The organism is Desulfuromonas sp., from assembly GCF_002868845.1.
In the GTDB taxonomy this organism is placed as follows: domain Bacteria; phylum Desulfobacterota; class Desulfuromonadia; order Desulfuromonadales; family BM501; genus BM501.
This window is the reverse complement of record NZ_PKUB01000021.1, coordinates 1-23,855: the sequence shown is the minus strand read 5'-3', so window position 1 is coordinate 23,855 and position 23,855 is coordinate 1. Positions and strand designations below refer to the sequence as shown.

20 protein-coding genes and 2 pseudogenes are annotated in these 23,855 nt (G+C 63.8%); 7 read left to right on the top strand and 15 right to left on the bottom strand.

Features of this window, described 5'->3' with window-relative positions; all coding sequences use genetic code 11:
- Positions 1-769: 769 nt before the first annotated feature.
- The 4 genes and pseudogenes from C0617_RS17050 to C0617_RS06525 form a co-directional block, all read right to left on the bottom strand.
- A pseudogene (locus C0617_RS17050) lies at positions 770-1,024 on the bottom strand (carboxypeptidase-like regulatory domain-containing protein); the annotation flags it as partial.
- A gap of 36 nt (positions 1,025-1,060) precedes the next feature.
- A complete protein-coding gene (locus tag C0617_RS06535) occupies positions 1,061-1,384 on the bottom strand; it encodes a carboxypeptidase-like regulatory domain-containing protein (RefSeq protein WP_291316210.1) in 324 nt (107 codons plus the stop codon).
- A gap of 257 nt (positions 1,385-1,641) precedes the next feature.
- A complete protein-coding gene (locus C0617_RS06530) occupies positions 1,642-2,757 on the bottom strand; it encodes a hypothetical protein (RefSeq protein WP_291316209.1) in 1,116 nt (371 codons plus the stop codon).
- Between the two features lie 80 nt (positions 2,758-2,837).
- Positions 2,838-5,078 carry an ATP-binding protein gene (locus tag C0617_RS06525; protein ID WP_291316208.1) on the bottom strand — a complete coding sequence of 747 codons (2,241 nt, stop codon included), beginning with the start codon at positions 5,076-5,078 and terminating at the stop codon, positions 2,838-2,840.
- A 218-nt stretch (positions 5,079-5,296) separates the two neighbouring features.
- Here C0617_RS06525 and C0617_RS06520 point away from each other — a divergent pair, with 218 nt between their 5' ends.
- From C0617_RS06520 to C0617_RS06495, 6 genes and pseudogenes are all read left to right on the top strand, one after another.
- Positions 5,297-5,794: a ferritin family protein gene (locus tag C0617_RS06520; RefSeq protein ID WP_291316207.1), complete on the top strand. Its 498-nt coding sequence runs from the start codon at positions 5,297-5,299 to the stop codon at positions 5,792-5,794.
- Positions 5,795-5,841: 47 nt separating this feature from the next.
- Complete coding sequence (locus C0617_RS06515; protein WP_291316206.1) at positions 5,842-6,339, top strand: ferritin family protein; 498 nt, start codon at positions 5,842-5,844, stop codon at positions 6,337-6,339.
- Positions 6,326-6,544 (top strand): hypothetical protein, encoded by a 219-nt coding sequence (locus tag C0617_RS06510; protein ID WP_291316205.1) that lies wholly within the window; start codon positions 6,326-6,328, stop codon positions 6,542-6,544. Before C0617_RS06515 ends, C0617_RS06510 begins: the two co-directional genes overlap by 14 nt.
- 341 nt (positions 6,545-6,885) lie before the next feature.
- Positions 6,886-7,590, top strand: coding sequence for a DNA repair protein RadC (gene radC / locus C0617_RS06505; protein WP_291316204.1), 705 nt, complete (start codon positions 6,886-6,888; stop codon positions 7,588-7,590).
- A 46-nt stretch (positions 7,591-7,636) separates the two neighbouring features.
- Positions 7,637-8,572, top strand: a pseudogene (locus C0617_RS06500) (peptidase U32 family protein); the annotation flags it as partial.
- Positions 8,573-8,890: 318 nt separating this feature from the next.
- Complete coding sequence (locus C0617_RS06495; RefSeq protein WP_291316247.1) at positions 8,891-10,081, top strand: DUF3656 domain-containing protein; 1,191 nt, start codon at positions 8,891-8,893, stop codon at positions 10,079-10,081.
- Positions 10,082-10,126: 45 nt separating this feature from the next.
- Here C0617_RS06495 and C0617_RS17045 read toward each other — a convergent pair whose 3' ends face one another.
- From C0617_RS17045 to C0617_RS06440, 11 genes are all read right to left on the bottom strand, one after another.
- On the bottom strand, positions 10,127-10,420 hold the full coding sequence (locus tag C0617_RS17045) for a HesB-like (seleno)protein (RefSeq protein WP_363324343.1): 294 nt from the start codon (positions 10,418-10,420) through the stop codon (positions 10,127-10,129).
- Between the two features lie 136 nt (positions 10,421-10,556).
- A complete protein-coding gene (locus C0617_RS06485; protein WP_291316202.1) occupies positions 10,557-11,345 on the bottom strand; it encodes a hypothetical protein in 789 nt (262 codons plus the stop codon).
- A 130-nt stretch (positions 11,346-11,475) separates the two neighbouring features.
- Positions 11,476-12,672, bottom strand: a complete 1,197-nt coding sequence (gene rpsA / locus C0617_RS06480) for a 30S ribosomal protein S1 (RefSeq protein ID WP_291316201.1) — start codon at positions 12,670-12,672, stop codon at positions 11,476-11,478.
- A 111-nt stretch (positions 12,673-12,783) separates the two neighbouring features.
- Positions 12,784-13,308, bottom strand: a complete 525-nt coding sequence (locus C0617_RS06475) for a 3D domain-containing protein (protein ID WP_291316200.1) — start codon at positions 13,306-13,308, stop codon at positions 12,784-12,786.
- Positions 13,309-13,326: 18 nt separating this feature from the next.
- Positions 13,327-13,713, bottom strand: a complete 387-nt coding sequence (locus C0617_RS06470) for a hypothetical protein (RefSeq protein ID WP_291316199.1) — start codon at positions 13,711-13,713, stop codon at positions 13,327-13,329.
- Between the two features lie 1,016 nt (positions 13,714-14,729).
- The coding region (locus tag C0617_RS06465) for a clostripain-related cysteine peptidase (protein ID WP_291316198.1) at positions 14,730-15,563 on the bottom strand (834 nt) is incomplete at its 3' end.
- A 100-nt stretch (positions 15,564-15,663) separates the two neighbouring features.
- Positions 15,664-16,725: an AI-2E family transporter gene (locus tag C0617_RS06460; RefSeq protein ID WP_291316197.1), complete on the bottom strand. Its 1,062-nt coding sequence runs from the start codon at positions 16,723-16,725 to the stop codon at positions 15,664-15,666.
- Positions 16,726-16,948: 223 nt separating this feature from the next.
- Positions 16,949-19,162, bottom strand: a complete 2,214-nt coding sequence (locus tag C0617_RS06455) for a tetratricopeptide repeat protein (protein WP_291316196.1) — start codon at positions 19,160-19,162, stop codon at positions 16,949-16,951.
- A 193-nt stretch (positions 19,163-19,355) separates the two neighbouring features.
- Positions 19,356-21,026: a DUF4382 domain-containing protein gene (locus tag C0617_RS06450; protein WP_291316195.1), complete on the bottom strand. Its 1,671-nt coding sequence runs from the start codon at positions 21,024-21,026 to the stop codon at positions 19,356-19,358.
- Between the two features lie 276 nt (positions 21,027-21,302).
- Positions 21,303-22,121, bottom strand: coding sequence for a mechanosensitive ion channel domain-containing protein (locus C0617_RS06445; RefSeq protein WP_291316194.1), 819 nt, complete (start codon positions 22,119-22,121; stop codon positions 21,303-21,305).
- Positions 22,122-22,276: 155 nt separating this feature from the next.
- Entirely contained in the window at positions 22,277-22,477 is a 201-nt protein-coding gene (locus C0617_RS06440; RefSeq protein ID WP_291316193.1) for a hypothetical protein, read from the bottom strand.
- A gap of 288 nt (positions 22,478-22,765) precedes the next feature.
- Here C0617_RS06440 and C0617_RS06435 point away from each other — a divergent pair, with 288 nt between their 5' ends.
- On the top strand, positions 22,766-23,659 hold the full coding sequence (locus C0617_RS06435; RefSeq protein WP_291316192.1) for an ATP-binding protein: 894 nt from the start codon (positions 22,766-22,768) through the stop codon (positions 23,657-23,659).
- Positions 23,660-23,855: the final 196 nt, after the last annotated feature.

Genomic DNA, 23,855 nt, shown 5'->3' with positions numbered 1-23,855 from the left:
TATACCCCCCACTAGCGTCCGTAAAGTAATAATCACCAATCTGAGTATTGCTGCCTTGATCATAGAGATCCACCCGTACGTTGTCCAACGGTGTCCCACCAGACGTCTTCACTACCCCGCTCAGGAGGCAGGCGGCATCGGCCGAAAAATTGCGAACCATGTCGCCGTTTATTTCCACACCGTTGTAAATTGTTTGTGCCAATCCGCTATCTCTAGGTGGCAACACCGTGATGTCGTATGTATATGGAGGGAGGGCCAAACTATAATTGCCTGATGCGTCAGAAACAGCCCTGCCGTTATCATACCTAATATAGTTATATACTTCGCCCGATGACCAATTCTCTAAAATTCGCAACTCTACACCACCGACAGCTGCCCCATTACTATCCGTGGTCTTTCCACTTATCGTCACAAATGGAACGATGACATCTTGCGTCGTGTGATTGGCAACAGTCACGTTCGAAACGACGGGTCTGATCGACAAGAAATCCGGAGTTTGGGTCGTTGTGCTCTCATAACCAAAGAGATTTATCTTATAGGTACCTGGTGCTACGCTGAAACTATACTCCCCATTAGTGTCCGTAAAGTAATAATCACCAATCTGGGTATTGCTGCCCTGACCATAGAGATCAACCCGTACATTGTCCAAAGGTGTCCCACCAGACGTCTTCACTACCCCGCTCAGGAGGCAGGCTTGGTGCAAAAGCACCACATTCTGAAGCACATCCGCGCCGCTCACGACAATCCCATTCACCACCGACTCATCAAACCCACTGGCATTGACCGTGAGCTTGTAATTGCCGTCATTGACCGGGAAGCTATAAAAGCCATTGACATCGGTCGTGGTCGAGTCGACCTGGGTCATGGTACCGGCATCAGCCAGGGTGACCGTCGCACCAGCGGCGGGGTTGCTGCCCCCGTAGATGGTCCCGCGCAGGGTGTAGGCCACGGCGCCGGAGGCGGTGAGGGAAAGGGCGCAGATAAATAACGAGACAACAAGGGCGAGCTTTTTCGTGGCAGCCATGCGGTACCCCCAAATGATTTCATGGCAGGAAAATTTCTACTTGCGCGGCTGAAGAACCACCGCCAGTCCGTTCCCTTCGAACAGGGCCGCGGGCAGGCTGGCGCCGACATAGTCCTTGCCGTCCGGCGCGCTGATCCTGACGTAAGCGTCCGCCGGGGCCGCGGCGCCGATGTCGAAGCGCCCCTGGGCATCACAGGTCACCGTCACCGACCGCTCTTCCTCCCCGCTCGAGAGGGTGACAGTCGCCCCGACCGCCGGGCTGCCGTCCGGGTAGCTCACCTTCCCCCCCAGCGCCAGACACGCTCCGGGCATCCCGAAAACCACCATCAAAACCAACACCAGCAGCAACCCTTTGCGCATGATCCTGCTCCTCTCAGAAACGATCCGCTTGAAAAGGCCTACCAATCCCAAGAAAGCTAAAGCCGCTCCACCGGCAGAAACTCCGGCGGAAGCGGCTTAAGCCCTCCAGCCCCATAGACCAATCCATCACATCGAAAAAAAACCGGCCAAATAAACTAAAATTTTCGAATTGGATTCGATTAACTATCAACGATGTCGTCAACAGAAAAGCGTTCGAGGTGGGAGATTTTGCGAAGAAGGGGATGGGAAAGGGCGGATCACACAACCCGAACCGGCGCGAACCCGCCTCCCGGGGTGCGCATATTGGTGACCTGCCCCCGGTAAAGCCGCGCCGCCACCCCGAGGATGCGGTTGCGGTAAGCATAGAGCCGGAAATCGGTCTTCATCGGTCCCTCCGGCCCCTGCTCCGTGAGGGAGGGCTCGGCCAGGGCCTGCACCAGGGTCTCCTCGGGCACCAGGGTGTTGAAGCGGCTGCGGGAGATCTTGCGCCCGAGCAGCACGCCGCGGCTGCCGAAGCGCGAGACCGGCTTGAAGACGAGGGCCTTGCGCTCCTGCCAGACCTCCTCGGGGTCGAGGGCGGAGAGGAGGCGGCTGCGGGGGACGAGGGACGCGAAGAGTTCGGCGTCCCGCTGGCGCAGGCCGAGAGTACGCAGCTCTTCGGGGGAGGACCACAGGATCATGCGCCGCTTGTCGGCGAGAAGGCCGTAGGTGAAGGGGTTGGGGGTAAGGCAGACCGCCCGGCCCAGGTAGGCGGCGCGGAGGCCGGCCATGGCGTCGCTCTCCAGGTAAAAGTCGCAATGCCGGTTGTAGACCAGGTCGGCCCGCTGCCCCCCCAGGGAGACCCCGCCGGGCCCGGCCTCAAGCTCCGCCGGGTCGGCCACGACGGCCGCCGCGCCCCAATCGGCGAAGAGGTCGGCGAAGGCGAGCATCTCGGAGTAGAGGAACTGCTCCCGGGGGTTCTCGTCGACAATGGCAATGCACTGGGGCCGCGCGGGCCGAGCGCCTGCAAAACCGCCCATCTCGTCGGCGAAAGAGCGCAGCAGCTGGGCCTTGAGCCGGTGCGGCAAGCCGCTCGCCAGAAGGGGAGTGCCGGGAAAGTGGGCCAGGTAGGACAGGAGCGCTCCGCCGGCGTTGGTGTTGACTTCGATCAACTTGGCGCCTTCCCCGGTGAGATGAAAGTCGTACCCCATCATCACCGAGTCGTGTCCCGGGTCGAAACGGGCGGTTTCCGGCACCTCGGGAATCACCCTGTCCCGGTAGGCAGGCAGGCGGCTGAGCCGGTCCAGGGCCCGCACCAGGCGGATCATGCGCGCCAGTTCGGCGCGGGGCAGCAGGACGATATGGGGGCTGACGGCTTCCCGGTGATCAGTCATGGCATTGCTCCCAATGGCAAGAAGGCCCCCGCGGGGACACGGGGGCCATCATGCCACAGCTTTCCGGCAAAGAAAACCGCTCAGGCCGACGCCCCGACCAGGACCCGGCGGATGGCCTCGCCGTACTCGCGGGCCGTGAGGGGTTTGTTCACCATTTCCCGGATGCCCAGGGCGGCGACCGCCTCCGGGGTCAGTCCCGGGCTGTAGCCGGTGCAGAGGATGATCGGGATGTCCGGCCGGATCCCAACCAGGTGCCCGGCCAGGACGGTCCCGGTCATCTGGGGCATGGTCTGGTCTGTGATCACCAGGTCGAAGTCGTCGGGTCGCTCGCGGAACAGCTCCAGGGCCTCGGGTCCGCTGGTGGTTGCGCTCACCCGGTATCCGAGCCGTTTCAACCCCTGGTTGCCGAGATCGGCGATGCTCCGCTCGTCATCGACGAAGAGGATGTGCTCCCCCCCGGCGAAGGCCGATGCCTTCTCTTCGGCCGCGGCCACCGCCTCCCCGAAGAGCTGCGGGAAATAGACCTCGAAGGTCGTTCCCCTGCCCGGCTCGCTGTCGATCAGAATGGCCCCCCCGTGGCTCTTCACGATCCCCTGGACCACGGTCAGCCCGAGCCCGGTCCCCTGGTCCACGTCCTTGGTCGTGAAGAACGGTTCGAAAATGCGCTCCTCCACCTCGGCGGTCATTCCGCAGCCGGTGTCGGAGACGGTGAGCCTCAGGTAGGCCCCTTCCTCGAGATCGTGATGCCGGGCGGCACCGGCGGCGACCCGCTCTTCGCTCAGGCCGACCCGAAGGGTCCCCTCCCTCGTTCCCATCGCCTGGGCGCCGTTGGTGGCCAGGTTGAGCATAACCTGGTGGATCTGGGTGGGATCGGCCAGGACCACGTCCCGCCCCGCCTCCAGCCGCTGCTCGATATCGATGGTCGTCGGCAGGGAGGCCCGCAGCAGCTTGAGGGTTTCCTTCACGATGGGAGCGATCTGGACCGGCTGCCGGGGCTGGCTGCTGGAGCGGCTGCTGGCCAGGATCTGCTTGACCAGATCCCGCGCCCGGCCCGTCGCGGCCAGAACCTGGTTCAGATGTTCCCGGGCCGGGCTGTCGGGGGGAAGGCTTTCGAGGGTGAGTTCAGTGTAGCCCATGATCGGGGAGAGGATGTTGTTGAAATCGTGGGCAATGCCCCCCGCCAGGGTGCCGATGGCCTCGAGCCGCTGCGCCCGGCCCAGCTGGCGCTCCATGCGCATCTCGTTGCTCATGTCGCGGATCAGGGCGACATAGTTGACGATCTCCCCCTTCGGGTTGCGCACGGGGAAAATCGTCCTCTCCCCCTCGAAGCTCCCACCATCCTTCCTGCGGTTGATCACCCGGCCCCTCCAGGGCTCGCCGCGCCTCAGGGTGTCCCAGATATCCTCGCAGGAGATTTCATTTTGCTTTCCGCTGCGCAGAAAACCGACCCCCTGGCCGACGATCTCTTCCCGGCTGAAGCCGGTCAGCCGTTCCACGGCTGCATTGGCGTACTCGATCTTGCGCTCGGGGCCGATGATGATGATGCCTTCCACCGCCTGCTCCACCGTCGTGGAGAGCAGTTCCCGCTCCAGGACCATTTCCTTGACGTAGACATACCCCAGCAGGGGAATGGCCAGCAGGTGCAGACTGTTACGAACCGGCATCAGGGTGCTGTGGCTGACCATGCCCGTGGCGAGGTCGAAGATTTTAAGGAAATCCTCCAGGAAAAAAAAGCCGAGGGCCAGCAACACCATGTTGCGGACCCACCCCCTGCTTCGGACCAGATAGAAAAAGGCCACCATCAGCACCGCACAGCCGACCAGGTGAAAGGACCAGTCGCACCAGGTCTTGGCAAACCGGAGATCGGGAAGGGCGACTGCGACACGTCCCCACCACAGGAAGGTGGTGGCGAAACATGCGCCCACCAGGGCGAGTCCGCCCAGAAGGAGACGCCGCCCGAGAGCGGCCGCGTTCAGCAGGTACTGCACGAAGGCCACCGCGACCACGGTCTCGGCAGCCAGGGAGAAGGCATGTTTGAGGGGCGGGAAAAACAGGTGCACGCTCTGGTGGTCGACTTCGCCCATGTGCAGGAGATTGCCCACCAGCATCAGCACTTCGCGGGCAAAGCCGAGCCCGAACCCCCAGATCAGCAGCCGCTCCCGGGGCGCGACGGCCCTGCGGTTCTTGAACCAGGCCAGGACAAGGAGAGCGCCCCAGAGGGCCGCGGCCAGGCCGAAGGGCACGAGGTTGTTGCCGGCCTCCCCGCGCCCCCCTGAGAACTGGGCGATGATATCGAGCCAGAAGTTGATTGGGTTGTCCATGAAAATCTCCGCCAGGAAAAAATTCGCCCCCAAAGCGCCGCACCAATAGAACAGGCCAATTAGACCAATACAATACGATTAACCCCCTCTCAGGGCAAGCCCAAACGATTCCCGGGGCCCAGGTTTCTCTCGCCAACCGGTTTGACATGGGAAGGTTTTGGGTCATAATTTTAATGTGATTTCCATCTTCTTTTTTCCACCCATCAAAGGGGGTGCCCATGCCACAAGAATTGAAATTGCAGGAAGCGATCAAGCTGGCCATCCAGTCCAAGAAAAACCTGGTCGATTTTTACCGGGAGGCCGCCCAGATCACCGAAAACCTTGCGGGAAGAGCCGTTTTTTCCAACCTTTCAGAGGAGGTGAGAGAAAACGTGAAGCGCTTCTTCCATCTCTACCTGGGAGCGGAGCTGGGGACCTTCGAGGACTTCATGGCCATACCGCCCAACCCCGACACCGCCATGCTAACCGAGCTGCGCAAATCCCTCAACGAGAGCGTCCATGAGCGCCGGGCCCGGGAAATCGCGCTGCGCGAGGAAGAAGACCTCGAAAAGAACCTGCGCTCGATCGCCTCCCGGGTCGTCGACCCCTCCGCCCGGTCGGTTCTGGAGAAGGCCGCCGACGAGACCCGCAACCATGCCATGATGATTGAATCCGAATACGCCCGCACCATGGCCATGGTCCACGAAACGGACGTGGCCACCTACGTGCGCGAATAAAGGCGGGAAACGACCCCTTCAATCGAAAAGCAGGGAGGAGAACAGGTATGCCGCAGGAGTTCAAGCTTCAAGAGGCCCTCAAACTGGCCATCGAGACCGAGAAAAATGTCATGGATTTCTATAAGCGGGCCGCGGAGATCACCCGGGACGAGCGGGGAAAAAAGGTTTTCACTCAGCTCGCAAAGGAGGAGCAGGAACACGCCGGCCACTTCTTTCCCCTCTACCAGGGGGCAGACCTCGGCAGCTTCGAGGACTTCATGGCCACCGCGCCCCAGCTCGACTCGGCGATGCTCGTCGAGCTGGAAAAGTCCCTCGACGAAAACGTTCAGGAACGCAAAGCCATGGAGATTGCCCTGCGCGAAGAGGAGGAACTCGAGAAAAACCTGCGCCTAACGGCCTCCAAAATCGCCGACACCGCGGTGCGGGCGGTCTTCGAGAAGATGGCCGAAGAGACCCGCCAGCACTACCAGATCATCGAATCGGAATATGCCCGCCTCATGGGAATGGTCCATGAAACGGACATCGACACCTATGTGCGCGAATAGGACCCGGCCGGCTATCGGCGCCGCGACCTTCCTGCTTCTGGCCCTGGCGGGGACAGCCTTCGCCCAGGCGCCCCAGGTGGACCACCTCGGCGCCCACCGCTTCCGCGGCATGGAGGAGTTCCAGCAGGTCATCGACGCCCGCTGCACGATCTGCCACACCCGCGAACGGGTCGATATCGCCATCAAGAAAAGGCGGGCGCTGTAGAAGATCGAGCGGCGCATGATCAAGCGGGGGGCGATCATCACCGAGCAGGACCGGAGCGTCCTGGGAACCTTCTGGGGCAACCCCATGAAGGAGAAGACGCTGCCCTCCCAGCCCTAGTCCACCTTCCTTGAGCGGCCGGCCTTTGTGCCGGCCGCTTTTTCATCCATCCGGTATTTTCCGAAAACTGGAGGCAGGGGCCTCCAGCCCACCCCTTCGCACAGGACTCGGGCAGAGCACTCTGGATGCCGCGGCATCACAAAAAATAAGAATATGCTAATTTTTTTCTTTCCGCTCCACCGTCCCCGTGGTAATATCACCCCTTCCACGAGGAAGGGTCGGATATGAACGGAAAGAGCCTGCGAACCATCAAAGACTGGCCCGAGGAGGAGCGTCCTCGGGAAAAGCTGCTGGGCCGCGGCGCCGGGGCCCTCAGCGATGCCGAGCTCCTCGCCCTGGTGCTGCGCACCGGCACCGCCTCGGCGCAGGTCAGCGCGGTCGACCTGGCCCGGTTGCTGCTGGACCGCTTCGACACCCTTCAGGGAATCGCCGGCGCCGCCGTCGCCGAGCTGTGCCGGATACCGGGCGTCGGCCCGGCCAAGGCGGCGGAACTGCAAGCGGTGTTCGAAATCGCGCGCCGCTCGGAGCAAAGGTCATGGAAGCCGGGGGAGCGCTTCACCGGCTCGAAGGCGGTCTTCCACCACTTCCAGGCAGAGCTCAGGGATCTCAAGAGGGAGGTCTTCCTGGTCGTGCTCCTGGACAACAAGAACCGCCTTCTCCGCTCGCCCGTTCGCATCTCCGAGGGGAGCCTCACCGCCAGCATCGTCCATCCCCGGGAAGTCTTCACCGCGGTGGTGCGGGAGTCGGCCGCCGCGGTGCTCTTCGTCCACAACCATCCCTCGGGAGACCCCGCACCCAGCCGCGAAGACCTGGAGATCACCTCGCGCCTGCGCGAGGCGGGCGAGCTCATGGGGGTGCGGGTGCTCGACCACATCATCATCGGCCGGGGCAGGTACGTAAGCCTCGCCGACCGGGGACTGATGGGCTGATTGCGGTTGCCCCGTTCCGCGGGGCCGTGGTATTCTGGTGGCACTGATGATGGAAAAGGCCGGGGCGCGAACCCGGCCTCTTTTTTGCCGCCTCCGGCCAAAGGACACCATGACCCAAGCAACCCCCGTCAGACCCGAACTGCTCGCCCCCGCCGGCAGCCTGGAGGCCTTTTTCGCAGCCATGGAATCCGGGGCGGACGCGGTCTACATCGGCCTTAAAGACTTTTCCGCCCGGGCCAAGGCCAAGAACATGACCCTGGCCGAACTGGAGGGGATGCTCGCCTACGCCCACCGCCGCGGCCGCAAGATATTCGTCACTCTCAACACCCTCGTCAAGGAACGGGAGCTGCCTCAGCTGGCCGAGACCCTGGCCGCCCTCGAGGCGATGCGGGTCGATGCCGTCATCCTCCAGGACATGGCCGTCTGGCGCCTGGCCCGCGAGCATTTCCCGGGCCTTGAGCTGCACGCCTCAACCCAGATGACGATCCACAACGCCGCCGGCGTCCGCATGCTCGAGAGGATGGGCTTCTCCCGGGCGGTGCTGGCCCGGGAGCTGACCCTGGAGGAGATCGCAGAGATCCGCCGCCAGAGCTCTCTCGATCTGTAGCATTTCATCCACGGCGCCCTGTGCTTCTCCTTCTCCGGGCAGTGCTACTTCTCCTCCTACCTGGGGGGCAAGAGCGGCAACCGCGGGCGCTGCGCCCAGCCCTGCCGGCGCCGCTACAGCCACCGCAGCCAGGAGGGCTACTACTTCTCCCCCAACGACCTCTCCGCCATCGACCTGCTGGACCGGCTGGCGCAGGCGGGGGTGATGAGCTTCAAGATCGAGGGAAGGATGAAGAGCGCCGAGTACGTGGCCAACGTGGTCGGCGCCTACCGGCGGGTCCTCGACGCCCCACCCGCAGGGCGCCGGGAGGCCGCCGGGAAGGCCAAAGAGCTGCTCAAGCAGTCCTTCGGGAGGGTGCCGACCAAGGGGTTCCTGACCGGCAGGGCCCCCACCGACATCGCCATCCCCTCCCTGAAGGGCTCCACCGGCCGCTTCCTCGGCGAGGTGACCCAGGTGCGGGGCGGAGAGATCGTCTTCCGCTCCCGGGACGGTCTGCACCTCGGCTACCGCCTGAGGGTCCAGCCCAAATCGGACAAGGCCGGCACCGCCTTCACGGTCAAGGAGCTGGGTCTGGGCCGGGGGCGGGTCAAGAAGACCCCCGCCGGCAGCCAGGTCACCGTCCCGACCAACTTCCGGGGCCAGTTCAAGGTCGGGGACACGGTCTTCAAGGTCTCCTCCGAGAAGGCCTTCACCATGAGCGATCCGGCCTGCCGGCGCAAACTGGGTGCGGCCGGCCGCGAGCCCTGGCCGGTGCGCCTGGAAGTCGGCCTCGAGGGCGAAACCCTGACGGTGCGGGGCGCCAGCGGGGAGACGGCCCTGGAGCGAAGCTACCCGGTGGCCACCGCCCCCGCCACGGAGAGCCCCCTGTCGGAGGGGACCCTGCGCGAGGTCTTCGCCAAAACCGCCGTGGAGCCTCTGGCCCTGGAGGAGTTTGCGGCAAAGGAGCTGCCCCCTGTGGTCATTCCCCCGAGCCGCCTCAAGGCCGTGCGCCGCGACTTCTACGAGGGACTCGCCGAGGCCCTCGTGACGGCCCGACGGAAACGACGCGACCGCCATCGCAAAGAAGCTCTGGACGCCCTGCTCCCCGACGCCCCCCCCCGCCCGGCCGGGCAGCGCCAGGTCACCGTCGCCGTGCGCGACCTGCGCGACACGACCCTGCTGGCCGACCCCGCCGTGGACCGGATTTTTCTTCCCCTCACCCCCGCCAACCTGGGCGGCCTGGGCAAGGTCGCCCGGCGCATGGCCGGGCGGGAGGACCGCCTGGTGTGGGACCTGCCCTTTATCCTCTTCGACGACCAGTGGGCGGGCTATCGCGACGCGGTCGCACAGCTGGTGACCAGGGGCTTCACCACCTTTCGCCTCCACAACCTGGGGCATTTCCCTCTCTTCGACGGCCTCGAAGGGGTCCGCCTGATAAGCGGCTACCGCCTCTTCATCCTCAACAGCCAGGCCGCCCTGGCCTGGAAGGGGCTGGGCGTGGCCGAGACCACCCTCTACATCGAAGACGACCGGGACAACCTTGCCGAGCTTCTGCGCCGCCGGACGGGGCTCAGCCCCGCCCTGACCGCCTACGCCTCGGTCCCCCTCCTCACCTCGCGCATCGCCGTTCGCGGGGTGCGACCCGACCAGCCGGTGGTCTCGGACCGCGGCGACGCCTACCGGGTGAGTACCCGGGGAGGGCTGACGATCGTCCGCCCGGAGGCGGACTTCTCCCTGCTCGGCAAGATGGACGAACTTGCGGCCATGGGGTGCGGGCGCTTCGCCGTCGAGCTGGCCCACGTCGGCGTCTCGACGGCCGAGGGCAAAAAGATTCTCGAGGCCCTCAAAAGGGGACGGGAGGTGCCGGGCACCTCCCGCTTCAACTACGAAATGGGAATGGAATAGGTAAACAGCGGAGGAATGGTCCGGAGGCCGACATGCCCCCGGGACTTACCCGCAGGGGGAGGTGCCGGAGGCGGGGGCGATGACGAAACCCTGCCCGCCGGGGGAAGTGACATAGTCGAGGGCCTGCCCGGCGGCGAAACTCCTGACCTTGGCGTCCATGAGGACCTCGATGCCGTTGATGAGTTCGGTGTCCTCGCCTGTTTTTGGCTCATCCAGAGCCAGCCCCAATTTGGGGCCTCCTCAGCCGAAACCGCTCAGTACGACCCGCAGGGTCTTGCCCGGGTTCTCTTCCTGAATGTGGCCAAGGCGCTCCCTGGCCGCATCGGTGATCGTCAACATCGAACGCTCCTTTCTGTCTGGTTCTGCAAAAACATAATCCATGTTTCTATATATTCTGCTTTCCAAAATGTCAAGCCGCAAAAAAGGGGCGATCCTCTCCGCCCCTCCCTCATGACCTCGGCCCCTTGCCCCTGTCCTAACCGCCGGACTTGCGGAAAGGAAGCTTGGGAATCAGCCGGACATCCTCGTCCTTGCCACGGGCGCCCTCTTTTGCCCCGGGATGCTCGATCAGCCGTCCTTCCCGGTCGATGATCGAATCGTCATCCAGGATGATCATCCCGGTCCGCTCCATGACTTCCTTCTTGTACTGGAAGAGGTAATCGAGCCGCTTCTTGCGCAGGTGATAGGAGAGGGCCATCCAGACCAGGACAACCACGGTGGACACCCCCACCAGGACCGCCATGGAGACGAAAAGGTAATGGGCCGCCCGCTCCCCGGCATTGGCGATGAAGAGAGTGATCGCGTCGAGCTTGTAGACAAAGGCCGCGCTGACCACCAGGAGCAGCAGCCCCACCAGGAAGGGGACCTGGCGCATGTAGTAGAAGGCCAGGTCGAGTTTGCTGTGGGTCTTGCCCCCTTCGGCCGGGGCGATCCCCATTTCCTTCTCCTCCCGGGCCGCCTTGGCGAACATGTACTTGTTGAAGCCGATGACGATAATGGCGAAGATGAAGGTGATCGCCACCGGGGTGGTAAAGGCGCCGATGAGGAAGGCCTTCCAGGGGAACGCGCCCGTTTCGGACCAGATATAGCTCAGCCAGCTGAAGAAAAAGATGAACCCCTCCACCACCCCGATCAGAATGAGGTAGCTGGAGAAGAAGTTTTTCAGTTCCTCCCGGCTGAACAGGCACGCGACGCCCCTCAGGCGCTCGTCCTCGGCGTCGCCAAGCTCGCCCTGTTTCTTTTCATCATGTTGTGATGATGCCATCGAACAGAATCCCTTTTACCTGGAGCTGTGAGTCCGGGGAGGGGAAAGCCGGAACATGCTCCGCAATTTTAGCATATATTGAAAATCATCGCATCCGTCTCCTGGCAGAGAAGAGGGGCGCGGCCTTCAGCTATTTTTTCCGGGCTCCCTTGCCGCCGAACTTTGCCTTGAGCAGGTCCCCGAAGGTGCCAAGGGAGGGGGCCTCCTGCAGGGAAGCGGGCAACTCCGCGGCTTCCCGGCCGGCCTCCTCCCCGGCGGGAGCCAGGGAAAGGCGACGCTGCTCGGTGTCGACCGACTCGACCCTCACCTCCAGGGACTGCCCCTCCGAGAGGACCTCCCGGGGGTGGGAGATGCGCTTGCCGCCGCCGAGCTTGGAAATATGGACCAGGCCGTCGACCCCGGGCTCCAGGGTGACGAAGGCGCCGAAGGTGGTCAGCCGCGCCACCTTGCCGGCATGGCGCGAGCCCTCCGGGTACCTGTCAGGGACCCGCTGCCAGGGGTCGGCCTGTGCCTCCCGCAGGCTGAAACCGAAGCGGTTGCTCTCCCAGTCGACCTGCTTGACCACCACCTCCAGTTCCTGCCCCACGGAGAGCACCTCGGCGATATCCTCCACCCGCCCCCAGGCCACCTCCGAAATCGGGAGCAGGCCCTCGACCCCGCCGATGTCGACAAAGGCGCCGAAATCGCGAAGCGAGGTGATCGTCCCGCGGACCGTCATCCCCTCGCGCAGACTTTTCTGCAACTCCTCCCTCTGCTTGCGCCTCTCCTCCTCGAGCAGGGCCCGGTGGGAAAGGACGATGTTGCGCCCCCCCTCACTGAACTGGGCAACGCGGAAGGGGAGGTTTTTCTCGAGGAACTGCTCCGGGGCGCCGCCGCGCAGGGCCATCTGGGAATAAGGGCAGAAGGCGCGCAGGCTGCCGGCCAGGCGGACCTCGTAGCCCCCCTTGATCTCCTTCTCCACGAAGCCCTCCACGGGAATGCCGCTGCGCCAGGCCTCCTCCATCTGCGCCTTTCCGGCCTTGCCCGAACCGATCCGGGTTGTGAAGCGCAGCTCGCCCCCGGACCGGGACAGGAAGTAGGCGGAGAGGGTTTGCCCCTCCTCCACCGTCAGGTTGCCCTCGTCGTCAAGGAGTTCCTTGCGGTCCAGGACCCCCTCGGCCTTCTGGCCGATGTCGAGGAAGACCCAGTCGGCGGTTATCTTGACCACCGCGGCGTCCACCTTCTGCCCCGGCTCCAGGTTCACCGCCCCGGCCATCTCCCCTTCCAGCAGTTCGGCGAAGCTCTCCTCGCCGGCGCTCTCGGTGACGTCCTTGTCGTCCTCGTCCATGATCTGTCCTATCCGAAGGTTCTGGTTTTTGATTGGGGGCGACTCGCCGCCGCCCCGCGCGGAAGGTCATCCGGAAGACCCGCTCCCGGCGGTCGGGAGCCGGTCGGTGTTTCAGTTCAGCACCTGCACCTCGACCTTTTGCCGGCCCCATTCGAGGGCCTCGCCGTGGGAGTCGAAGTAGGCGTCCAGGCGCACGGGTCCCTTGATGGCCGAGCCGCGGTCTTCCACCATGCCGTAGCCGTAGCCCGGTATGTAGAGGCGGGTCCCGAAAGGCAGGAACTTGGTGTCGGCGGCGATGGTGCCGTCCCGGGACAGCCACAGCCAGGGCAGGACAAGACGAAAGGGGACCATCCAGGGCCGGCGCAGGCTGTCGCCGGAGAAAAGACCGGGGACCGGCTCGCGGGGCCTGGTCCCCATGGCGGTCAGGCCCGAGTAGGCCTTTCCCGCGTTCCTGCCGGTCAGGACGTAGCGGTTCCAGAAATCGAGTTTGAGGTACTTCCAGCTCCCCCGCTCCCAGCCGCAGCAGTCTCCGCAGTTGCAGTACCCCGTCACCTCCATGGTACGCAGCTGCGGCTCGGCGCAGCCGGCCGCCAGCAGCATCGCCAGGAGAAAGACAACAAAAAATACCCGCCTCATGCCCGTCACCCGTGCCGCCTAGGGCTCAACCCCTTCGAGGTAGGGGGCGCCCCTGCGGTCCTGCCGGACCACCGCCCTCAAACTCACCGCCTCGCCCTGCGGCTTCAGGGGGTCGGAGCCCGCCGGAAGCGGCGCGTGCACATAAATGCAGCCGGTGCCATCCTCGAGCATCCAGTCGCTGCGGGAGACGGGCGGCGTCGACAGGCAGGCCCCCTTCCACCCCTTGAACAGGCCGCTGACGAGCACCGTCTGGCCGACATAGGAAGCCGGGGCGCCGCGCAGCTCCGCGACGCTCGGCCCGGCCTGGCTCGAGACGCCCATCCCCTGGGACTGCACGCAGGCCCAGAGGGGAAGAAGCAACAGCAGGGCCGCGAGCAGAATCGCCTTTTTTCTCCAGTTTCGCATGGGCTACCTCCTGATATGGTCCAGGCTCGGCGCGGACTTTTTCTGCTGGAAGCGCAGGGTAATCGCGCGGTCGCCGGCGTTGATCCGCACCGGCCGGGCAACGGCGGCGGCCCGGCTCAGGTTGCCGGGATACCACCAGTCGCTGTAGTCGTTGAGCTGCTCGAGGTCGGTGATATTGTCGAAATTCCCCAGTTCCTGATTCAGATCGAGCTGAAAGGGCCCGGCCGACTGCCAGTCGGAACTGCTCTGGGGCTCGTAGTACCAGAAGGTGACGTTGGCGGAGTTCGAGAAGAGCCCGTCCTGATGGTAGTTGATGATAACATCGTAATCGCCGGGCTGCACGTAGTCGTTGGCGGAATAGTACTCCTCGGAAAGCCCGGTGTTGGCCGAATCGCCCGAGAAGAAGCCGTTGGGGGTGGTCTGGCCCATCCACGGCGCGTACAGTTCCTGGGGCTCCCAGACGTAGAGGTCGAGGTCGGCGTCCGAGTCCCACTCGATATAGAAGGAGAAGCCGCCCGGCACCACGTCCTGGGTCTGGCCGGCCATCATCGCCTCGACGGCGTCGTACCAACCCGCCGCCTTGTCCCGGTTGCAGGCCAGCTTGGCGTACTCGCGCAGCTCGTCGACCACGTCGTCGCCGGAGATCTGGTTGGCCATGGGGGCAAAGATCGCAAGGCCTTTGGAGCCGGAGACCGACCCGCCGAGGCTCTTGTTGGCCACCACGAAGGAGGCGTCCTCCAGCAGGCCCATCACCTCGAGGGCGGCGTTGCGCACCGCGCCGGCCGGAAGCTGGGAGGCGAGGGAGTCACAGAAGTCGTACAGATCGTAGTTGGTCGGGTAATAGTAGTTCTGGCTGTTGCTCTGGGCGCTGGCCACCGCCGCGCTGACCGCGGCGAAGTTGCCGACCAGGGCGTCAGAGAGCCGGCCCACCGCCCCGTGAAGGGCGTCGATTCCGTCCAAGGCGACCGCCGACTTGGTGACCGCCTCCTGGCGCTCCGAATTCTTGTAGTAAGTGNGTAGTAAGTGAAGTACTTGTCGACGATGGTCCCCGCCAGTTCCTCGGCGCCCATGGCCGGCTTGTTCCTCAGGGCGGCGAGGATGGTGTCGTAGGGGTCGCCGTCGCCGGGCTCGGTCTCCTCCGAGAAGACCAGGTAGTCGGTCAGCCCCCGGAACTCGTAGGCGACCTCGTACATCCCCATCAGGCAGGCGTCGAAGTTGATCAGGTCGAGATCCACGCCCGAGTCTGCGACCCCTTTCGCCAGGTCCGGCAGGGTCATCCAGCCGCCGTTGGTCTCGTCCTCCACCGCCCCCTTGGTCAGCGGGGAGACCTTCCAGCCGGCGCCGTGGTCCCAAATCGCCAGGGCGTAGCGCTTGGCGGGGTAGGTCTCGGCCGCCCACTGGATGAAATCGCGCAGGGTGTCCGGCGATCCCATGTTGACGTTGCCGATGGAAGTCCCGGCGGCCAGGTCGATGTTGTTCGGGTCGTTGTCGTTCTTCACAAGGAAGCGCAGGGTCTTGCCCCCGTAGGAGAGGCCAAAGTCGTCGAAGGGGGTGAACTTTGTGCTGAACTCGGCCTGCAGAACGATGTTGACCTTGTCGTCCGAACCGACGGTCTCCATCTCGTTGAGGTCGATGAGACCCGCCGTGGAGAGGTTGTTGTCGGCGCCCATGTAGACCATGTAGGTCCACTCCTTGAGGGGCTGGGCGGTCCCTCCGTCGTCGCCCCCCCCGCCGTCGTTTCCATCGAACAGGCCGTCGTCGTCGAACAGGCCGCCGTCGCCGCCTCCCCCTCCGCAACCGGCAAGGGCCATAACCAGAACCAAACCAACCAGCAGGACCAACCGTTTCATGCTCCGCTCCTTTGTCTGCAATAGATTCAATGCGCCGCGCACCGGGATACCAGCCGGCGCGGGCCTGCAATCGATCGAAAAGGTATCCGAACGGCGCAGGTCAAGCCGTTCGGGACTCCGCGGTGTTCTCACCGGCGGACTCGGGGCCGAGCAGCACCGCCAGCCAGCGCATCTCGTCGCTGCTCTCCAGGGCGATCTTCAGGGTCATGGTCAGGGGAACCGAAAGGAGCATCCCCACCGGGCCGAGCACCCAGCCCCAGAAGACCAGGGAGATGAAGACCACCAGAGTCGACAGCCCCAGACGACGCCCCATGTAGCGGGGCTCGACAAGATTGCCGAAGACCATGTTGACCGCCACGAAGCCTGCCGCGACCAGCAAAGCGCGGCCGGGCCCGAACTGGATGAAAGCGAGCAGGACGGGGGGCACCGCGGAGATGATCGAGCCGATGTTGGGCACGTAGTTGAAAAGGAAGGCGAACATGCCCCACAGCAACGGGAAGTCGACCCCGAGCACCGCCAGCCAGGCGGCCACCACGGCCCCCGTGGCGAGGCTCACCAGGGTCTTGATGACCGTGTAGCGGTTGAGGCCCGTGACGAACTTGTCGAAAAAGCCGAAGGTCTCCTCCACGTCGGAAAAGGCGGCGCGCAGCTTGCCGGGGAAACTCGAAGCCTCCAGCAGGATGAAGACCACTGTGAGAATGATCAGGAAGGTGTTGGTGAGGACCCCGCCAAGGCCCGAAAGGATCCGGGTCACAAGGCGCATGGCCGCTCCGGGGTCGATGTACTGGACCAGGGAGCGGTCGGGCATGGGAAGGCCGAAACGGTCGAGCAGCCCAAGGACCGCAGCGGCCTCTTCCTGCAGGCGTTCCTGGTAAAAAGGGAGGGATTGAGAGAAGCTGTTGAGGGAGGTGCCGACGAGGGCCGCCATGCCGAGTTCCAGCCCGAGCAGGGCGAAGACCACCAGAAGCACGGCGAGGCCCTTGGGACACCCCTTGCGCTGCAGCCAGAAGACCGGCGGGGCGCCGATGACCGCCAGGAAGATCGCCAGAAGAAAGGGGATCAGAAGAGATTCGGCGGCGCGCATCCCCGCCACCACCACCACGAAGGCCGCCGCGGCGACCAGAAAGCGCACTCCCCTCATCTGCCGGAAATCATCGATCAAAGAAAAACCCTTTTCAGGCGGGCGGGACGGCCCGCCAACAAAAAACCGCCCTCCAGCTCAGCACTGCAAAAGGCGACTTTGTGTCTCTGTCTTCAAAAGCGCAAGTCGGTCCCCCTCGGCGCATCATCACCCCCCGGATTAAGCGGAGCTTTCCTTAATTACCGCTTTTGCAGGCGACCTGTCAACCGCAAAGGGCCGCGGGGGAAAGGACAGCGCCGTGTCCCTAAGGTCCGAAGGCCAGCAAACGCCTGGCCCGGGTGAGAGTCTTCCGGGCAAAGGCGCTCTCCGGATTCAGTTCGAGGGCTCTTTGCAGATATTCGATGGCCTCGGCCGTGTGCCCCTTTTGCAGAACGGCGGCACCGAGCCCCGCATGGGCCAGTGCGCTGGCGGGGTGGCCCTGCAGAAGACTTTTGAAATGAGCTGCAGCCTTCTCGGCGTCCCCCGTAGCGAGGCAGAGTCGGGCCAGGCGAAAACGAGCCTCCGACTTCCCCGGGTCGGCGGCCAGGGCTCCCTCGAAGGCCTGAATCGCACGATTCTTCCGCCCCTTTTTCTCGTAGGCCATACCGAGGTTAAAATGGATGTCGACGTTGCCCGGGGCTGTCTCGAGAGCTCTGCGGAAAAGCTTGATGGCCCGATCGATCTCCCCCTTCCCGGCATGGATGACGCCCAGATTGGTGCAGGAGTCGGCATCCATGGGATTGAGCCGGAGAGCCGTCCGGTATTCCGCAGCGGCCTTTTCGACCCACCCCTTGCGCCCGTAGGCCCGGGCCAGGTTGTAGCGGGCCCGGTCGGAATCGGGTTTGATCTGCACCGAGGCCTCCAGGGCCTTGACGGCGGCATCGACCTGGCCCATCTTTTCGTAAAGGGTGCCGAGATTGCCGAGAATTTCGGCATTGTCCGGATCGAGCCGCAAGGCCTCTCGGTAAAGATCCACCGCCTTATCGGCCTCCCCTCTCTGCTCGTATGCGTTGGCCAGGTTGTTGCGCGTGCGGTGGTCTGCGGGGTTGAGGGCGAGAGCGTGGCGGTACTGCTCCATGGCCGCCCCGGTCTGCCCCGCCTCGTAGAAAGCGATTCCCAGGTTGCCATGGGCCCTCGATTTTCCAGGAGATTTCAGAACCACGTCGCTCCACAGGGAAACCGGACTTTCCCAGACCCTGTTGCGTGACCAGGTGGCGCCCGCCATGGCGAGGACAAGAACCAGCAGGAGCACCGAGCGGGCGGGCCCCGGGAGGCGGCGGGCAAGGGCCGTCCCCGCCGCCGACAGGGTAATGACTCCACCCACAAAAGGCAGGTAGAGCCGGTGCTCGAAGATCACGTCGCTAATCGGGATCAGACTCGACTCGACGGAGAGGGCAAGAAAGAACCACAGCAGACCGAAACCGGCCAGGCGGCACAGGGCGGCCTCCTCTCCGCCGCGCCCCCCCCTGCGTGAAAGACGCAGACACCCGAGGGCCAGGATGAGAACCGCTGCCAGAAGCAGGCCCGCCAGAACAACGGGAAACTCGCCGGCAGAGCGGTAGACCGGCCAGTCGTAGTCGAAATTCTGCCCCCAGGGCAGAAGCATCAGCCTCAGATAACGGGCCACCACCGTGAACTGGGTCAGCAGGTACTCCCACCGGGAGATAACCTCGGTCTCGCGGGCCATGTCGCTGACATCGGACAACAGGTCACCGAGGGGCTTATCCGCCCCCGCCAGCCCCAAGGGCAGAATAACCAGGGTGCAGAGCAGGGGCACGATCCAAAACAGTCGGCGGCGGGGGGACGGCCTGAAAAAAGCGACCTCAATAAGGACTACCGACAGGGGCAGGGTGAAGGCGATCTCCTTCGTATGCATCGCCAGGCAAGCTGCCGCAAAGGCGGAAAAGAAAAATAGCACCGCCGCGGCTGACCGCTCGGCCTCCTGGCAGAGCCGGGCCTTCAGATAGAGGACCGCCGAGCCGAGGTAGAAGAGAGTCGCCAGAGAGGCCGCCCGCTGGATGACATAAGTGACCGCCTGGGTCTGGACCGGATGAAGGGCAAACATAAGCCCTGCCACAAGGGGCACAGCAGAGACCGCACCGAAAGAGGCGCCGCCCGGCGCTTCGGAGAAGGTTCGCAGTAAAAGGCGGCAGAAGATATAGACCAGCAGGGCGTTGCCGAGGTGCCCCGCCAGGTTGAAGACATGATAGCCGACGACATTCAGCCCGCCGAGGTGATAATTGAGTGACAGGGTCAGGTAGGTGACGAAGCGACGGGGGTTGAACCGATAGCCCTCCCCCTCCAGCAAAAAACGCTTCAGGTCGCGAATGACGGTGTTGTCGACAATGGAAGCGTTGTCATCGAAAACGAAGGGGACCTCGAAGGTGTTGGAATAGGCCAGAATCGCGCACAGGACAATAAGAAGCCCATGAGCGCACGGACTGGTCGGGAAACGGGAGAGGCGAAATCCCCTATGCACCGAAAACCACCTTTCGAAAGGATGACTTACTCAAAGCAGACCCCGCCGGGATAACCAGGCAGCCACCCAAGCCTTCCAGGGAGGCGACATTAAAGGCCCGGCCGCGGCCGACAGGAAAAAAGGGCCCGCGATGTCGCGGGCCCGAAGGAATCGAAAAAGCATCAGATAATATCAAAGGCAATGCGTTGCGCCGCTACTGGGCTGGATCCTCTTCTACGTCGGTAGCGCTCTCGAGCTCGAGCACCGGCTTCATTTTGTAGAGGTCCTTGCCCTTGTTGTACCTGAGGGAGTTCTGAGCGCCGAGGTTGACGACCAACTCCCAGAGGCCACCGCTGTCGATCCGGAAGTTGCAGTTAACCTTGAACTCGCCGCTCGGCACCTCGACATCGTAGGTGACGCCGTTTACGGTCACCTCGGCGTCGATAGACTGGAGGCGGATCTGCGTGTACTTGCCAGGTTGGACGTGAAACTCGCCAAACAGGGCCGGTTCCTCTTCCATCTCCAGCAGGTCCAGCTCCATCCTTTCATCAAGGAAGTTGACCCAGGGACCTCCGGTGCGGTGCATGGCGACCTGGCCAACGCTCAGGGTTCCCGCCTCGATGGCCAGGTTGGGGGTATCGGTGAAAAGGAGTTGCACTAGAGCCGGATCATCGGCCGGATCATCGGCCGGATCATCGGCCGGATCGTCAGCCGGATCGTCGGCCGGATCGTCGGCCGGATCGTCGGCCGGATCGTCGGCCGGATCGTCAGCCGGATCGTCGGCAGGATCGTCGGCAGGATCGTCGGCAGGATCGTCAGCAGGATCGTCAGCAGGATCGTCAGCAGGATCGTCAGCAGGATCGTCAGCAGGATCGTCAGCAGGATCGTCAGCAGGATCGTCAGCAGGATCGTCGGCAGGATCGTCGGCAGGATCGTCGGCAGGATCGTCGGCAGGAGGGGCGACGGGATTCAGCTCGACGGTCACCATGGACGTCTCGGCCCCCTCCTCCACGAGAAAGACCTGGGGAGCGGAGTCGAAGGGCTCGAACCCTTCAGCCTCGATGCGCACCTCGTAATAACCGCCGGGGAGAAAGACCCGGAAGGTTCCGTCGTCGGGGTTGACACCGGTGGCGGCGACGCGATTCTCGCCACTGCCGGGCACGACCGTGATGATCGCGTCTTCCACAATCGCCTCAAGGGGCGCGCCGGAAACGGGATCGGTCTGACTATAGACGACCCGTCCGGATATGCCGCCATAGAGGGGGAGCATCTCGGCCACCTCGACCACCCGGATGCCGGTGGGATTGAAGATTCCCTGTCCCGTAATTTCATCGAATACGATCGCCCGGGCAGGATCGAAGTCGAGCACAATGGTGCTGGTCTGGCCGGGAGCGATGATGAAGCCGGCGGGCACATGGAGGACCGGCTCTTCGCCGGCGGCCAGCTCAAGAGGAATCTCCTCGTCCGGGTTGTCCCGCATCACCAGATAATTGGCGGGGGCGGCGGGGTCGCCGTTCTGGGCCAGGACCATAACCACCTGAGTGTAGGTGCCCGCGGGGATGTCCGCCTCGCCGAGCAGTTCCTGCTGGAAGGCAAGATCCAAAACATTGATCGCCCGCGGCGGGTCGAACGTGGCGATCAGCGGCAGCTCGGCCAGGGGCAGTTCTTCGCTCCCCTCGGCAGCGCCGCGAACCTCCTGAATGGAAATGACAAGCTCCTGATAGCTGGGGTCCACCGCGTCGGTAAGGGCCAGCTGCAGGGTGCCGACAGAACTGCCGGACGAGTGGGCGTCCCCGGAGCTTGTTCCGCCGCCGCAGGCGGCGAAGATCAAGGCGCCGAGCAGCAGCAGCGACCAGGCGAGGGATTTGAACACACGATTTTTCATTCGGTCCTCCAATTTCATGCCGGTTGTGGATAGAACATCCTTGCAAGAGACAACCGACACAGAGAGCAAGGACCGGACCAATGTCGCAACATCCTGAAAACACAATCAAGAAGCAGAAATAGGGACAGCAGGAGGGGAGGGGCCTCGCCAAAGCAAGAAGGCCGGGGCCCAAAAAGGTCAGCCGCCCCCCAGCGGATGGGACGGTCAAAAAAAGGCCTGCCGAGGTGGGCAGGCCTTTGCTGGAAGGTTCGGGACTCCCCCGGGGAGGGGCGGAACCTAGCCCTGGGACTGATGGAGGTGCACATCGCGCTGGGGAAAAGGAATAGAGATGCCCTCGGCGTCGAAGCGCTTCTTGACGGCCTCGGTCAAGTCGAAGTAGACCCCCCAGTAGTCGGCGGTCTTAGCCCAGGGCCGGACGACGAAGTTGACGCTGCTGTCGGCCAGCTCGGAGACCGCCACCTGGGGGGCGGGATCCTTGAGAACCCGCTCGTCCTGCGCCACCACCTCCAGCAGGACCAGGCGCGCCTTGTCCAGGTCGTCGCCGTAGCCCACCCCGAAGACCATGTCGACGCGGCGGGTTTCCTTGGCCGAGTAGTTGACGATGTTGTCGCCCATCATCTTGGCGTTGGGAACGATGATCAGCTTGTTGTCGGGGGTCTTGAGCTGGCTGGTGAAAATCTGGATTTCCTCGACGACCCCGGCCACGCCCCCGCCCTCGATGTAGTCGCCCGCCTTGAAGGGCCGGAAGATGATCATCAGGACCCCGGCGGCGAAGTTGGCCAGAGAACCCTGCAGGGCCAGACCGACCGCCAGGCCGGCGGCGCCGATAATGGCAATGAAAGACGTGGTCTGGATACCGAGCTGGTTGAGGGCGGCGATAACGACGATGGTGATCAGGGCGGCGTAGGTCAGGCTGGCGACGAAGGAGATCAGGGTCTCGTCGACCTTGCTGCGAGTCATCATGCGCTTGACCGTGCCGCGCAGGGCCTTGGCCACCAAGCGCCCGATGATGAAGATGGCCAGGGCAGCGACGATCTTCAGCCCGTAGAAAGCCGCCCACTCCTGAAGTTTGGGAATGATGGCACTGAAATCCATGATCTACCTCCTGGCTGGATGTTTTCCCGGTTGCCGAAAGGGCAGCCTCTCATTAAGTGGCAAGAATATACTACCCACCCCGGCTGTCAAGTCCAACGTTGCCGGATCGGAAGAGGAAAACCACGGACCACCAACCGAGCGCTGAGCGCCCCCCCCTAAAGGGGAGCGGGATTGCAGAGGTCCTCCCTTTCGTTGGCCAGAGCCCCGCAGTTTCCGCAGGCGTATGCAGGGCGGGTCGATCGGAGGGCGACCTCTTCCGTCAGCCCCTTTTCCATCAACAGGCACATGTGATCCCGGTGCCCTGCCGGCGCGGTGCATGCATTTTCCGTCCGCGGTGAAAACCCCTTCTCTCCCATGGCCATCTCCTTTGCGTCTCGACATGCCAGGTTCGCGGGTTGGAATCCGGCCGAGTCCAGCCCGACCTTCTCAAGTATACCCGGGAGTCCCCGATTTCAAGCTCGGCGGCCAAGGGTCGGCTCGCCGGGGTTCGCCCGGCCCGACTTGACCCTTGAATTCCCCCCCCGACTCTTCGTATCATGGCCTTTCCAGGTCTTTTTCCCATCCCTTCCCCGAGCCATCCGGGCGACAGGGTCCCTTCCCGCCCCGCGCCTTCGGCCCGGGAAACCACCTTTTGTGGAGGCCCCATGAACCTGGATGCCGATCTGATCGAACAGCTGCGCAGGGTCCTGGCCTCGGTCGAACAGATCCTGCCCCGGCCGGTCCCGAAGATTGACTGGGCCGGCTGCTACGCTGCCAACTGGCGCCGCCTCTCCCTCGCCGGCTACCTGGAACCCGCCCCGGCCCTCGACCCGATCCGCCTCGACGACCTGCTCGGCATCGACGAGCAGAAACGCATCGTCGAGGAGAACACCCTGCAGTTCCTTCGGGGGTTTCCGGCCAACAACACCCTGCTGTGGGGCTCGCGCGGCACCGGCAAGAGCTCCCTGATCCGGGCCCTGCTCAACACCTATGCACCGCAGGGGCTGCGGGTCATCCAGCTGGACAAGGACGACCTGCCCTCCCTGCCGGACATTTTCAGCCACATCGCGGGGGAGCCCTTTCGATTCGTCGTCTTCTGCGACGACCTTTCCTTCGAGCCGGGGGAGAGGAGCTACAAGGTCCTCAAAAGCGCCCTTGACGGCTCGGTCTACTCGGCCCCGGAGAACGTTCTTATCTACGTCACCTCCAACCGCCGCCATCTCCTCCCCGAGTATCCCACCGACAACCTCGGCGCCAAGCTGGTCAACAACGAGGTCCACCACGGCGAGGGGGTCGAGGAGAAAATCTCCCTCTCCGACCGCTTCGGTCTCTGGGTCCCCTTTCACGTCTTCTCCCAGGAGCAGTACCTGTGCGTGGTGCGCCGCTGCATCGAAAACCTGGCCCGCAAGAACAACGCCGTTCTCGAATGGACCCGGGAGACCGAGCAGGCCGCCATCGCCTGGTCGCACCGCAAGAGCAAGCGCTGCGGACGCACCGCCTTTCAGTTCGCCAAGCGCTGGGTCGGCAGAAACCTGCTGAGGGTCGCACCGGGAGCCTGAGACGGCCGCCTCGAACCCGCACGGCAAAAGAAAGGCCCACAATCTCCCATCGGGACAAAAAAAGACCGCCCAGCCGAAACGGCAGGGCGGTCTTTGATTTTCCGATCAGGACTGCAAGGTCCTATTTAGCGGCCGTGGCCCCTTCCTGAAGCGTTTTCAGGGTTTCCGAGGCCTCGCTATGCCCGCCTTTGGCCGC

Coding starts and splice junctions, on each gene's coding strand:
- C0617_RS06535 (WP_291316210.1), bottom strand. CDS start 1,384: ATGCGCAAAGGGTTGCTGCTGGTGTTGGTTTTGATGGTGGTTTTCGGG.
- C0617_RS06530 (WP_291316209.1), bottom strand. CDS start 2,757: ATGACTGATCACCGGGAAGCCGTCAGCCCCCATATCGTCCTGCTGCCC.
- C0617_RS06525 (WP_291316208.1), bottom strand. CDS start 5,078: ATGGACAACCCAATCAACTTCTGGCTCGATATCATCGCCCAGTTCTCA.
- C0617_RS06520 (WP_291316207.1), top strand. CDS start 5,297: ATGCCACAAGAATTGAAATTGCAGGAAGCGATCAAGCTGGCCATCCAG.
- C0617_RS06515 (WP_291316206.1), top strand. CDS start 5,842: ATGCCGCAGGAGTTCAAGCTTCAAGAGGCCCTCAAACTGGCCATCGAG.
- C0617_RS06510 (WP_291316205.1), top strand. CDS start 6,326: ATGTGCGCGAATAGGACCCGGCCGGCTATCGGCGCCGCGACCTTCCTG.
- radC (WP_291316204.1), top strand. CDS start 6,886: ATGAACGGAAAGAGCCTGCGAACCATCAAAGACTGGCCCGAGGAGGAG.
- C0617_RS06495 (WP_291316247.1), top strand. CDS start 8,891: ATGAGCGATCCGGCCTGCCGGCGCAAACTGGGTGCGGCCGGCCGCGAG.
- C0617_RS06485 (WP_291316202.1), bottom strand. CDS start 11,345: ATGGCATCATCACAACATGATGAAAAGAAACAGGGCGAGCTTGGCGAC.
- rpsA (WP_291316201.1), bottom strand. CDS start 12,672: ATGGACGAGGACGACAAGGACGTCACCGAGAGCGCCGGCGAGGAGAGC.
- C0617_RS06475 (WP_291316200.1), bottom strand. CDS start 13,308: ATGAGGCGGGTATTTTTTGTTGTCTTTCTCCTGGCGATGCTGCTGGCG.
- C0617_RS06470 (WP_291316199.1), bottom strand. CDS start 13,713: ATGCGAAACTGGAGAAAAAAGGCGATTCTGCTCGCGGCCCTGCTGTTG.
- C0617_RS06450 (WP_291316195.1), bottom strand. CDS start 21,026: ATGAAAAATCGTGTGTTCAAATCCCTCGCCTGGTCGCTGCTGCTGCTC.
- C0617_RS06445 (WP_291316194.1), bottom strand. CDS start 22,121: ATGGATTTCAGTGCCATCATTCCCAAACTTCAGGAGTGGGCGGCTTTC.
- C0617_RS06440 (WP_291316193.1), bottom strand. CDS start 22,477: ATGGGAGAGAAGGGGTTTTCACCGCGGACGGAAAATGCATGCACCGCG.
- C0617_RS06435 (WP_291316192.1), top strand. CDS start 22,766: ATGAACCTGGATGCCGATCTGATCGAACAGCTGCGCAGGGTCCTGGCC.